The sequence below is a fragment of the Bacillus sp. AG4(2022) genome, assembly GCF_031844465.1.
In the GTDB taxonomy this organism is placed as follows: domain Bacteria; phylum Bacillota; class Bacilli; order Bacillales; family Cytobacillaceae; genus Bacillus_AB; species Bacillus_AB infantis.
The window spans coordinates 320,425-332,599 of record NZ_JAUZVH010000001.1; the positions used below are offsets into that span (position 1 = coordinate 320,425).

At 46.8% G+C, this 12,175-nt stretch carries 10 protein-coding genes; 3 read left to right on the top strand and 7 right to left on the bottom strand.

Annotated features, from left to right (window positions below; genetic code table 11):
- Positions 1–220 precede the first annotated feature (220 nt).
- Positions 221–1,615 carry a M28 family peptidase gene (locus Q9R36_RS01605; RefSeq protein ID WP_101547605.1) on the top strand — a complete coding sequence of 465 codons (1,395 nt, stop codon included), beginning with the start codon at positions 221–223 and terminating at the stop codon, positions 1,613–1,615.
- Between the two features lie 30 nt (positions 1,616–1,645).
- On the opposite strand, the gene selB is transcribed toward Q9R36_RS01605, so the two are convergent.
- The 7 genes from selB to Q9R36_RS01640 all read right to left on the bottom strand — a co-directional run bounded on the left by selB (position 1,646) and on the right by Q9R36_RS01640 (position 8,638).
- Entirely contained in the window at positions 1,646–3,529 is a 1,884-nt protein-coding gene (selB, locus tag Q9R36_RS01610; protein ID WP_101547604.1) for a selenocysteine-specific translation elongation factor, read from the bottom strand.
- Positions 3,530–3,565: 36 nt separating this feature from the next.
- Entirely contained in the window at positions 3,566–4,402 is an 837-nt protein-coding gene (locus Q9R36_RS01615) for an acetate and sugar kinases/Hsc70/actin family protein (protein ID WP_257964152.1), read from the bottom strand.
- Between the two features lie 130 nt (positions 4,403–4,532).
- The gene (locus tag Q9R36_RS01620) at positions 4,533–4,754 is read right to left on the bottom strand and encodes a hypothetical protein (protein ID WP_009791070.1); all 222 of its coding nucleotides are present in this window, start codon (positions 4,752–4,754) and stop codon (positions 4,533–4,535) included.
- 103 nt (positions 4,755–4,857) lie between these two features.
- On the bottom strand, positions 4,858–5,553 hold the full coding sequence (locus Q9R36_RS01625; RefSeq protein ID WP_311224430.1) for a hypothetical protein: 696 nt from the start codon (positions 5,551–5,553) through the stop codon (positions 4,858–4,860).
- A 694-nt stretch (positions 5,554–6,247) separates the two neighbouring features.
- A complete protein-coding gene (locus tag Q9R36_RS01630; RefSeq protein WP_311224431.1) occupies positions 6,248–6,955 on the bottom strand; it encodes a YwaF family protein in 708 nt (235 codons plus the stop codon).
- 24 nt (positions 6,956–6,979) lie between these two features.
- A complete protein-coding gene (locus tag Q9R36_RS01635; RefSeq protein ID WP_248139256.1) occupies positions 6,980–7,657 on the bottom strand; it encodes a Dph6-related ATP pyrophosphatase in 678 nt (225 codons plus the stop codon).
- A 99-nt stretch (positions 7,658–7,756) separates the two neighbouring features.
- Positions 7,757–8,638 (bottom strand): TetR/AcrR family transcriptional regulator, encoded by an 882-nt coding sequence (locus tag Q9R36_RS01640; protein ID WP_101547599.1) that lies wholly within the window; start codon positions 8,636–8,638, stop codon positions 7,757–7,759.
- Positions 8,639–8,812: 174 nt separating this feature from the next.
- Here Q9R36_RS01640 and Q9R36_RS01645 point away from each other — a divergent pair, with 174 nt between their 5' ends.
- Together Q9R36_RS01645 and Q9R36_RS01650 are read left to right on the top strand one after the other, a co-directional pair.
- Entirely contained in the window at positions 8,813–11,866 is a 3,054-nt protein-coding gene (locus tag Q9R36_RS01645) for an efflux RND transporter permease subunit (protein WP_311224432.1), read from the top strand.
- A gap of 1 nt (position 11,867) precedes the next feature.
- On the top strand, positions 11,868–12,047 hold the full coding sequence (locus Q9R36_RS01650; protein ID WP_311224433.1) for a hypothetical protein: 180 nt from the start codon (positions 11,868–11,870) through the stop codon (positions 12,045–12,047).
- Positions 12,048–12,175 lie beyond the last annotated feature (128 nt).

Genomic DNA, 12,175 nt, shown 5'->3' on the forward strand with positions numbered 1-12,175 from the left:
CCTTCTTAAGACTCAAATTTTACGACAATATCCGGAAGGAAATTTATTCCTTAATGAATTTTCTAGTCAGCACCTCCTGATTAAATAGTCGCTCCAGCAGGATGCCGGCCGAAAAATGAATGCAAAGGACTAAAAAATGCAGGAGTTTTTTACCTTATAGAAAAATTGAGAATATTCTAGACTATTAGTTGCCTATTAATTTTATCCAGGGAGGAATACTATGAAAAAAACTTTTGTTTCTATGTCATTAGCAGGCGTTTTGGCCTTTGGGGCAGTACATGTTCCTGCGCTGGCCCAGCCAAAGGAAGCTCCGAAGCTGGAAGCTATTCATGGCCTTGAGAATAGTCTTATCAAAAGGATATCAGCGGAAAAAATCTATCAATCCATCACAGATCTCTCGCAGTCTCCGCGCGTGGCAGGAACTGCGTCAGAAGATCAGGCAGTACAGTATATAAAGCAAAAATTCGAAAGTTATGGCTATAAAACAGAAATCCAGCCTTTCACCTTCTATGGCTATACGCCGCCTGAGAAGATTGAATTAACCGTCCAGGGAGCGGAAGAGCCATTATCCCCTGCCCCTTTCACTTATACAGTCAACGGGAATGTCACTGCTGAATTGGCAGAAGCAGGCCTGGGAACAAAGGAGGACGCTGCAGCTGCTGATCTGGAGGGTAAGATTGCACTGATCCAAAGAGGGGAAATCAGCTTTGCCGAAAAGGTATTGAATGCAGCTGAACAAGGTGCTGCAGGCGTTCTGATCTATAATAATGCTGATGGCCCTCTCAGCGGGACACTTGGAGAAGCCAATGAGGAGTACATACCTGCTGCAGCTTTATCAAAAGCTGAAGGTGAAAGCCTGTCAGCAAGACTTGCAGAGGGAGAAACCTTCACAGCAAACCTTGTCATTGAGGGAGCTGACGCCGGTGAAAAAACATCTCATAATGTAATTGCCGTTAAAAAACCAACTAATAAGAAGAAAGATACAGGAGAAGTCATTGTGCTTGGCGCACACCATGACTCTGTCGCAGGTGCACCGGGAGCGAATGATGATGCATCAGGCACAGCGATGACACTGGAATTGGCAAGAGTGTTCAAAAATATTCCCACTGATTCAGAAATCCGCTTTGTCACATTTGGTGCTGAAGAGCTCGGCTTGCTTGGATCACGTCATTATGTAGAGAATCTGTCAGACAAGGAGCAGGATAGCATCATTGCCAATTTCAACCTTGATATGGTCGGAAGCAGGGATGCAGGCGACCTGGTGATGCTGACGGCTGATGGCGAACCGAATCTGGTGACAGAACTTGCCCAGAAATCCAGCTTAAAGCTGAATGGCACAGCAACACCGTATGGACAGGGAGGACGGAGCGACCATGTGCCTTTTGCAGAAGCAGGGATTCCGGCAGCACTTTTCATCCACAGCCCGAGTGAGCCATGGTACCACACACCGGAAGACACCATTGATAAAATCAGCAAGGACAAGCTTCAGGATGTAGCTGAAATTGTGGGATCAGCAATTTATGATCAGGCAAAATTCGACCGGAAGCTGCCTAAGCCGAAAAAAGGGAAAAAGCATAAAACGCCTCATTTATATCAAGAACAGGAAGTAAAATAATAGAAAAGCACCCTCACTGGGTGCTTTTCTCTATTTTTTCCAGATCCTTTTATTATCTTCCCGCACGGTCAGCTTCAGCTCATCAAGCCGCTCAAGGAGAGGGATGATATATTTCCTCGATAAGCCCAAAAGATCTTTAGCCACACCTACATCAAAGCTGCCTCCGGTTCCAGCCTTCAGCTTTTCAACCGCTTCATTGAAAATGTCTGCATGATAGTAATACTGGCCATCAATCGGCACGATTTTATCAGTATCTGTCAGAAAGCGGATCATATCTGGCTTTAAATCTCCCGGAATACCCGATTTGGCGAAGTAGTCGTCTAGGTATTGAACCTGCAGTCCATCTTCCCTTAACTGGTCCAGCATATTGCCAGCCCGTTTTTGCCAGCTTTTCGGAATATTCCTTTCAAAGGTTGAAGAAAACAGCCACTGCTCTTCTTTTATCCATTTTCCATCCAGGATCCCTTTTTCAACCGTAAAACCCACCAGGCTTTTGCCGTAGGTGCCAGCCAGCGACTGGACCAGCTCTGCTTTAAGGATCCCTTTCCTCATCGGAAAAGCAGAGTGGAATTCGCCAAGCTTCCCTGCTGCTTCCATGAAGGCGTTCTGCACCGTTTCGCTGTGAGCAAAGTCATTGGGCCCGATTTTTACAAAGCCGTCTTCCTGAAGCACCTGCAGGACAGTTTCTTCGTCCACACCGGTTAAATGGGCAAGCTCTGAAGGCTTCATGCTGCTGTTTATTCTAAGGGCATCGCTGATCCTTTCGTGGGGAGAACCTTGTTTTTTCTTATCGAGAAGCTCAACGGTATGCTTGCCAAACTTATATTTCCGGCCATGAGGATCAATGACCCATCCTCCGCCGATGGTTTCAGCCGGGCTGGGCCTCCTGAGGATGAACCGGTCTCCCCGCTTTGTAACCACCTCTTCGTCCAGCCTGATCTGGCACAAGATTTCTTCTTTATCTTCCTTGAGCTCGTTGCGGTCAAAAAATACAATCCGGCCCATCACTTCTGCAGTTCCGATATGGCATTTGACAGGCATCCGCTGCTTGATGGCAGACTCCAGCCCCTCTGCTGTCCTGATGCTTGCATCAAACACATTTGTCACTGTAAAACTGTCAGCGGAGACAAGGACCTGCCCCCTGGCGGCATCTTCTTTTGCGACCCCGGATAAGTTGATGGCTGTCCGCTGCCCTGCAAATGCCTTTTCTGCCTGCTTCCGGTGCACCTGGATCTGCCTTGCCCTCGTTTCAATGCCTGAGGGCAGGATCTTCAGCTGCTGGCCTTCTTCAACAGATCCTTCATAGACGGTTCCGCGGACCACAGTCCCCTGCCCCTTTACCGAAAAGGCCTGATCGATCGGCAGCCTGAAGGCGCCTGTTGTGCCGCGGGGGGTGATTTCTTTGAGTTCATCCTCAATCAGCACTTTCAGTTCTTCTATCCCTCTTAGAGAAAGGCTGTCCACGAGAACCGAAGGCGAGCCTTCAAAGACCGTTCCTTCAAGCTCCAGCAGAATCTCCTCCTCAACAAGGCCGATGAATTCTTCATCCACCCGATCAGCTTTAGAGATAACGACGATTCCTTTCTCAATGCCAAGGAACCCAAGAATCTGGAGATGCTCTTTTGTCTGCGGCATCACACCCTCGTCGGCTGCAACGACGAGGATCACAAGATCAATGCCCGCAACTCCGGCAATCATCTGCCTGATGAACCGCTCATGCCCTGGGACATCAATAACAGATACTTCCAAATCCTCATCTTCATACAAGGGAGCAAATCCCGGCTCAATGGATATCTGCCTTTCTTTTTCTTCCTTCAGCCTGTCTGTATCTATATTGGTCAACGCTTTGGTCAGCGATGTTTTGCCATGGTCAATATGGCCGGCCATACCAATCGTAAAGTATTTCTTTCCCACAAATGTGCACCTACTTTAATTCATTAATTTATCATTTCAACTGGATAAGTACGCACCAAGTGCACCGCTGTATTCCCCATTAGGCAGAAAGGCGGCATCCAGGCCTGTCATCCTGCTGTATGTAAGAAGTCCCTTTTTCAGTATTTCATTACCCTGCAGGGAACTTCCGATATAATAAATCTTTTCAGAATGATGGATATCAGCAGCCCCTTTGGTCAAAAGAACCGTTGTTTCGGCAATCATGTTAGCAGCCGCTGCCATAAGATCCTCTTCGGAAGGCTCACCCGTGATATTGGCAAAATTGCCTGCCGTCAGCTTGCCGTCAATAGGAGCTTCAACATCCTTTACCCTTTTATTCTGGCCTGCTGTCGAAGGAAGCCAGCTTCTGTCTCCATAAATATCGCTCACCAGCAGGTCGGCCTTTTCCCTGTTACCTTCAGCTGCCAGCCCGGCCAGCCTCTGATGGTCCGCTTTTCCAGTGAAAATCCTGCCAAGCCCCATAAAAGTACCTCCGCCCACACCGCTGCCCAGGATTCTTTCATGCTTTCCATCCTCTATTTTATACCAGGAAGTCCCTGTGCCGATGTTAACGAGCAGCAATCTTTTATGCGGGTGGCCCGCTTCCTTGATCAGATGGAGAGCCCCTTCACAAGTGGCCGTAAATTCAGGGATGATAGCGGCTTCGGGAAAAAAGGCCTCCTTAAGGATGGCGGCTTTACCGCCAGTAAGGACATAATCCGCAGAAGGAGCCAACGTCTTAAGCCAATTCAGCGCCTGCTCAGCCTCATTATATTCAATTCTTTTAAAATGAAGGCCATTTTCTTCGTAAACGATCTTAATCAGAGTCCCGCCAGCATCAATCCCTATTCTCACACGAATGCCTCCCCTGAATATATTAACCTCATTATAAGCAATCTTAGGAGGGGCCTGCCAGCATTAAGGCCTTTATCCAGTGATAGTTCTCGCTAAAAATAAAACCCCCTTGCAGAAAGGGGGCCAATTACTACTCCAGCATCTCGCCGGTCTGATAATCCTTCATGAAGCTCTCAATTGTTTCTTCGATCATGCCGCTTTCATCAGGAACCTGGACAATCACTTCATTTCTGCCCGTGACCGGTGTTACACTCACATTCTGATAGCGGTTGACATCCAGCTGGACGCGGAGGTCTTTTGCAATCTGCGCACTTTCCGCTCCATCTTTCAATAAAAAACGAAGGTTTTTCATGTAGGCAAAGCTCCTTCCAACTCAGTTTCTAACGCTTATTATTGGGCCGGAAGAGACAAACTATACTTTCTGCTCTGCCTGATTTCCCGCTTTATTGTTCTTTCTAAAAATGTAAATCAACCCAGCAGCAGCAATCAGCAGCAGTCCAGACCACTGAAGCCTGCCCGCGCTGCTCAACCGCAATCCCAATATATCCCCATATGAATACGAGCGGGTAGATGATATCTTTTTGCAGCAGCATAAAGCCAATAGCAAGCAAAGCTCCCGCAATAAGCATGATGTTTGTCCACCCCAGCTCTCCTATAGCAAGGAACTCCCCGATGCCAAAGTCTGTAAACTGCTGAAAGATAATCACAATAACAGCAATGGAGGTCCATCCAAGATAGAATGAGAACGGAACTCTGAAAAAAGTCCGATGGTATTGGCTTTTCTTGATTTTTACATAAACCATACAAAGTGCTGCCAGTGAAGCAATGAGCAGAATGGCATCTAGACCTTTTACAGCCAATCCAGCTGTAATCGACAGCCCGCTCAAGACGGCGCTGATTGAAAACCAAGGTGCTGTGTCCCTATAAAGCTCCCTTTCATCTCCTGATGAGAGAAATCCCCTGACCAGCCAGATGGCGATCAGCACATATATCAGCCCCCAGATGGAAAAAGCATAGGGCGCCGGCTGGAATAGCGTTTCATTCATCTGCCTGTTATCCCCGCTCTCTGATACTGGAGACAAAAAAGAAGCCCATAAAACGAAAAGGAATGCCAGGCAGCTGATGCTGTGCAGGATGTAAAATTTCTTCATATGCACCCTTCTTTCTAAAATGATTTCATCTTGGCTGTTTCTCCTGCTCTACCCCAGCAAGATGCCTTCTAATCCCGGCATGTGCAGTCAGCCTGCCATAAATACGCATATTTTGCTGCTATTTTGCCACCCTTAAAAAAGGTGCTAAAATACTCTTCCAGGAGGCGGATGCTGCTCGTGCTTGCTAACATTCAACTCCCATACCCTTCCTGCATGAGGTGTAAAAAGCAGCCACTTCTATGATGGAATGACTGTATTTCTTATTACGAAATAACTCCCGTTTGTTCATTAAGCTAGTTGATGGGTCATTCCCCCGTACTGACATAAAAGAACGGACCTTCCCGGACAAGAAGAGGAAGTCCGGGACAGGGTAAAAATAAACGGAGAAATTTCCCCTAATTTCGAAAAACCTCTAAAAATAGCTCAAATAGACGGAGAAATTCCGGCTATCAACCCAAAAAACTGGAAAATGGGCTACTGCGTTTCGTTTAAGCGGAAATTCTCCCTTTATTTACACCCACTAGTGCCATTTTCAACAGCTTAACCGAAAATTCTCCGCTTATTTAATGGCCTGCTGGTCACTCACTCAAATAAGGTTAAGACTTTTTGCAAAATCATTCCTTCCTCTCTTCCTTAACAACGCTCTTACCAAAAGAGCCAAAATTAAAACCCTGCCAGAGGCAGGGCTTTTCTTTTACTTTCTCTTCCGAAAACCAAACGGAGCAAGCAGCACATAAAATAAGAAAAGTGCAATCCCTTCAAGGGACAGGATATAAAATGGATAAGGCCCCAGAAAATCAATCAGCGAGCCATTGGAAGGCTTATAGGCAAGAAACATATAATTTCCCCCGGTCCATTTATTGGCCAGGTATGCAATGCCTGCAGATAAATTAAGGAACAGGAAACTCAGCCACATCCCTTTATGATCTGGTGCAAAGCCCTTTGCAAATACATAGAAAAGGCAGGTCCATATGATCAGTATATGAGTGATGAAAAATTGGAAATAACGAAAATGCGGATAGCCAAAAAATAATTCTGGCGTCAGCACCGCCATTAAGGCACCTGCTATCCCGATAAAATAAACAATGTTAAAAACGAGTCTTGATCCTGATGCGAGAAGGATCATGCAAAGAATCAGGCTGATGGAGCACAGCTGAAGCGGCAGTGTGAAGGAAACATCCCATATTCCTGCACGATACAGCCAATAGTGATAAAGCGACTCCAGGATGAATAAGCCTGAAAAGAACGTCCATCTGACCGCTAATTCATTTGCTGCGAAAAACTGCCGGTAATAGTATAAAGCAAAAGAGCCTGCCGCAAACACAAACAGCATGGTCCAATGGCCTGCCGAAAAAGCCGCAAAAGGATAGAGATCCGAATTTTGCCCGAATAGCTCTGCCACAGGGGGATCCTCCTTACTTATGTATTAAGCTTTTTCTTTTAAAGCGAAGTTTTCAAGCTCAAGCCGCTTGGTTGTCTCCAGCTGAATAATTTCTCCAGTGTCAAAGCTGACTTTTTTACGGAATAGAGGGCCGTCATAGACAAAAGTATGATATTCCCCTGCTTCACCCATCGGACAGCTGGCTGTATCTTTAATATCCCTGGCAAAGGATGCATCCACTTCGCGGCCAAGCCACTCAGTAGCAAGAATCTCATCTCTTACCCTGATCACTTTAGCCTTGTATCCAGAATCCGTGAATGCTTCCAGGGCTGATGGCGCTTCCTCTTTTTTCATCCATAAGGGATAGGATGCTTCCAGGCCTGCCGCTGCCGCCGCCTTTTCGCCCCAATCTCTGTGCTCATCTAAATAAAGATCCCCAAACGCAATCGCATCAAGTCCGTATTCCTTTTTTGCCTCTTTTAAAGCCGCGACAAAGGAATCCGTATATCCGTCAAACGTGCATTCTATGAAGCGGACCGGAATCCCGAGAGCTTCCCCCTGAAGGGATATAAGCTCCTGCTTCTCACCATGTCCAAAAGTCCTTCCCAGCTCTTTAGGGACTGTTGTCAGAAGGCACTCAACCTTTATCCCTTTCTTGACCATTAGATCAAGAGCCATGCAGCCGTCCTTGCCTCCGCTCCACGAAAGTGCTGCTTTCTTCATCTTTCCAACTCCCTGTTATTTGAATCTTCTGCCACCATTTTACCATGAAAAGGCACTGTATGGCAGAACAGTGTTGACTGCCTGTATTCACTTCCACAGTCAGTCATTCAGGATTTCCCTTTCCAGTTCCTTGGCTTCCTTCCGGATATCTTCCTCACCCTTCAGCAAAGCAAACAGCCCTTCCAGGATGATTTGTTCAGGATTGGATTTTTTGGTTTCTTCGGAAATCCGGTTTGCGATCTCTTTTAACCATGAAGATTTCTGCGGTTCCAGACTGTTCAGCTTTTGATAAAGATCCTTCCATGCCTGTTCCCTTTTTTCAAATGATACAAAAGCGCCTTCCTTATCCATATGAACGACAAAATGCTTCATCATTTCATCCGTAAGAACCGGATATCCGCCCTTTTCAAGAAAATCATTCGCCACCGCATCAAGCTGCCGGACTAAATGGACGCCGATCTCATCCGGTTCGATCTTTGCCTGGTCAGACACCATCAGCATCATATATGTCCGATAGATTGATTGAATCATGAACAGCAGATCCCATTGATAAGTCCTGATTCTTTCCCCATACAGCTCCAGCAGGCTTTTTTGAAGCCAGGAAAACAATCTTCCCCTCATCCTGTGCTCCATCCCTGCAATCTTTTCGCTGTTAACAGCCGTCTCTCCCCTCATCTGCATCTTCATGTAAGCCTTATATTCCAGAATCCCTTCAAACTGGGCACTGAACTGCTTCTCCAGCTTATGCTTAGGCTCCAAGTCCCCATCCAGTCCGATGACAAGGACTCTTTCAAAGACGAGCTGCTGGTAATGCTCATAAATGGAAATAATCAGATCTTCCTTTGATGAAAAAAAAGAATACAGTGATCCTTTTGCAATCCCTACACCGTCCGCAATTTCCTGCATGGATGTCTGGCTGTACCCTTTTTCAGCAAAAAGTTCAACAGCTGTTTCTAAAATCGCTTCGCGTTTGTTCATCATCACACCTCATATCTTTATGCCAGCACATTCTATAAACACATTCATTCTTGACTATTTAAATGGAGTCATGCAAAAATGACCATGTAGTCAAGAGTTTTCCCCTTGATAATATTAGATTTCATTTTACATTAAACAAAATTTGACCGACCAGTCAAACCTCAGGAGGAATGCATTATGCTTGAATGGATACTAAAGAGATCCAAAATCTTTATCATTTTGTTCTTATTATTTATTATCGTTGGCGTCTTCACTTTTCTTCAGCTTCCGCAAAGGGAAATTCCCGAGACTTCCATCAATATCGGAACGGTCAGCACCGTCTATCCTGGAGCAACGGTCGATAGTGTGGAAAGAAATATTACCAACCCGATAGAAACAAAGCTGCAGTCCATTGAGGGAATCGAGGAACTAAACTCATCCTCAAGCGCAGGCTTTTCTTCTATTATCGTAACGGTTGCCGACGGAGAAGACAAAAAAGAAGTGTTCGGCAATGTGCGCCAGGCTATCTCTGACCTTACAGCTTCTTTCCCGGAAGAAGCCTTTGAACCGGAAGTCAGTGAAGCAAATGTCAAGATGCCAATTGTATCTTACCATTTGACGGGCAGCGACAGTGAAAGCCTTTTTGCTCTTCAGGACGAACTTTCACGCTGGAAAGAAGAGGTTGAATCTGTACCTGGGATTTCGGGCGCTGTAATCAAAGGCCTGCCTGACGAGAAAATTTCTATTGAGCTGGATCCCGAGCTGCTGAAGGAGAAAGGCATTATTCTGCCGGATGTAATCAGCAGCATCAATGATGAATTCTATCCTGCACCATTAGGAAAGCAGGAAATGGATCAGGAAATCGTGCAGCTTACATTAGAGCATTACAGCTCTGTTGAGGATATGGAAAAATTATTTGTCGGCAAATCGCCGCAGGGTGAATCCGTTTTGCTTGGCGACATCGGAAAAGCTGAAGTCGTGCAGCAGGAAACGGAGGATATTGTCACTATTGATGGAAAGCCTTCTATATCTTTTACTGCCTTTGTCGAAGCAGGACAGGATATCCCCTCCGTTGACGAATCAGTCAGCAGCCTGGTCGAAGATTTGGGAAAAGGACTGCCTGACGATATTGAACTTCAGCCATATTATTCACAGGCAGATCAGGTATCCGATATTTTTGACGGCCTCTATTTGTCTCTTGCCATATCAGTTGCGGCAGTCATCCTGACTACGGCTCTTGGACTGACCGCCTCAGGGGCATTCGTCGTTGCACTCGCTGTCCCGATTTCCGTATTGATGGGGCTGATCCCCCTTCCGTTCGCCGATGTCGACTTGAACCAGATTTCCGTCATCGGGGCGATCATCGCGCTAGGTATCCTTGTTGATGACAGTATCGTCGTCAATGATAATATCCAAAGGCGCTATAAAATGGGTGAAGGGGCGATGCTTGGCGCAATCAATGGCACAAAGGAGATTTGGGTTTCCATCGTCACATCATCGCTGGCGATTGTTTTCACCTTCCTTCCACTCGTCTTTCTTTCCGGGGGGAACGGGGCTTTCATACGAGCTTTGCCGACCGTTTTAATAACGACCATTTTGGCATCAACACTCGTCGCATTGATATTCGTGCCAATGATGCGCTTTATGCTTTACCGGAAAACGAGCAAAAAAGTTTCTGACGCTCCCGGGCTGCTCGGGAGGCCGCTCAATCTAATGGCAGATATTTATGCAGACAAAATCCTTAAGCCATTTTCCAAAAGGCCGAAGCTTGTCGGTTTTCTTGGCTTAATTTTTACAACGGCGATCTTTGGGCTCGCTGTACTGACTCCCTTTGAGTTCTTCCCAGCCGCCGACCGTGAAGAGGTGACCATTGACGTTACACTCCCAATCGGTGTGACCCTCGAGGACACAGCCGGGCAGCTTAGGGACATTGAAGAAATGCTGCTGACTGACCCTGGCGTCAAGGAAACAAGCGTATTTGCCGGAACCGGCCTGCCTAACCTTTTCAACAGCTCCCTGCAGGCAACCGGAGAGAATACGGGGCAGATCGTCGCAAGGGTTGACCGCAAGAACCAGACTGCCCAGGGGCTTATTGACGACTGGTCATCTGTTCTGAGGGAAAAATATCCAGATGCTGAAATATTCATGGAAACCATCCAGCAGGGCCCTCCTGCAGGCGCCCCTGTCACAGTCACGGTAAAGGGGCCTGAAATAGAAAGGCTCCTTGAGCTCAGGGATACACTGTCCGGGAAAATAGAAGACGCTGGGGCAGACTTTGTAGTCGACAATATCGGAACTCCAGAGCCGGCTGTAAAATATGTCCCTGACCGTGCCAAATTAGAAGAATACGGCATTACCATCAACCAGATCAGCGAACAGATCAGCCTTGCAACTGAAGGCATTCCGCTGCAGGCATTTGATAATGGTGTATCTAAGCGCGATATGAATATCATTCTTGGGGACCCTGAAGAACCCCTGAACCTTGAAGAACTCGAGATTCCGGCTGCCGGCAGCACACAGGCCGGGCCGCCGGAACTTGTTCCTGTCTCAGAGCTTGTGGCTGAGGAAAGGACTGAAGAAATTCAGCGCATCCCCCACCAGGATGGAGACCGGGCGATTACCATAAGGGCCTTCCCTAAAGAGGAGGAAGGCTTCAAGGAGAATGTCCAGAAAATCGTAGAGGAAGAGCGGGAAGCATTGGACAGCAATGATTACAGCATCCAATTAGGCGGAGAGAACCAGGCGCAAAATGACTTCTTTGCCGAAATCACCGTTCTGTTCATCATTGTCATCTTCCTGGTGTATCTGCTGATCGCCTTCCAATTCAATTCACTGGGCCTTCCGTTCCTGGTTCTGACAGCCGTTTACCTGGCAATTGCCGGCAGCATCCTCGGCCTGTTCGTTACACAGACGCCGATTTCTTTCCTCGCTGTCATGGGAATGGTTTCACTGACGGGAATCGTTGTCCGCAACTCTGTCGTCCTGATCGAATTTATGGAACAGGGCCTGCGTGAAGGAATGGCCATTAAGGATGCTGTAGTGGAAGCCGGCCGTGTGAGACTGAGGCCGATCCTTCTGACTGCTTTAACATCCATCGTGGCGCTGATACCAGTCGCAGTCAGCGGAGATGCCCTCTTTACACCGCTGGCCATAACGATCATTTCAGGGATACTGTTCTCAGTTATCCTTACTGTCATCATCGTGCCGATGCTTTATCTTGGATTTAAGAAAGTGCCGGCTGAGAGCAAGTAGAATGGGAAAAACATCCTGCGGTGTGCTGCAGGATGTTTTTTTTGATGTGGGGAGGATTATTTGGTTGGAATTGATGGAATTTGGCTTTTTCAATACATGTGGGGATTTGAACGTGGATCTTGCTTTGATTTGGATTCTTTCTATGCATGATTTGGATTTCCTTACGGTATTGGTGCATTGATTTTGTTTTATTCTATGCGTGGCTTGGCTCTTTTCAGAGGACTCATGCATTGATTGTGCTCTATTCTATGCATGATGGAGCTTTTCTCGTGAGTCTCATGCATCGATTACTCTCTTTTCTATGCATGA

Excerpts from the sequence above, each read along its gene's own strand:
- Q9R36_RS01605 (WP_101547605.1), top strand. The coding sequence starts at position 221 with ATGAAAAAAACTTTTGTTTCTATGTCATTAGCAGGCGTTTTGGCCTTT.
- Q9R36_RS01620 (WP_009791070.1), bottom strand. The coding sequence starts at position 4,754 with ATGAAAAACCTTCGTTTTTTATTGAAAGATGGAGCGGAAAGTGCGCAG.
- Q9R36_RS01625 (WP_311224430.1), bottom strand. The coding sequence starts at position 5,553 with ATGAAGAAATTTTACATCCTGCACAGCATCAGCTGCCTGGCATTCCTT.
- Q9R36_RS01635 (WP_248139256.1), bottom strand. The coding sequence starts at position 7,657 with ATGAAGAAAGCAGCACTTTCGTGGAGCGGAGGCAAGGACGGCTGCATG.
- Q9R36_RS01640 (WP_101547599.1), bottom strand. The coding sequence starts at position 8,638 with ATGATGAACAAACGCGAAGCGATTTTAGAAACAGCTGTTGAACTTTTT.
- Q9R36_RS01645 (WP_311224432.1), top strand. The coding sequence starts at position 8,813 with ATGCTTGAATGGATACTAAAGAGATCCAAAATCTTTATCATTTTGTTC.
- Q9R36_RS01650 (WP_311224433.1), top strand. The coding sequence starts at position 11,868 with ATGGGAAAAACATCCTGCGGTGTGCTGCAGGATGTTTTTTTTGATGTG.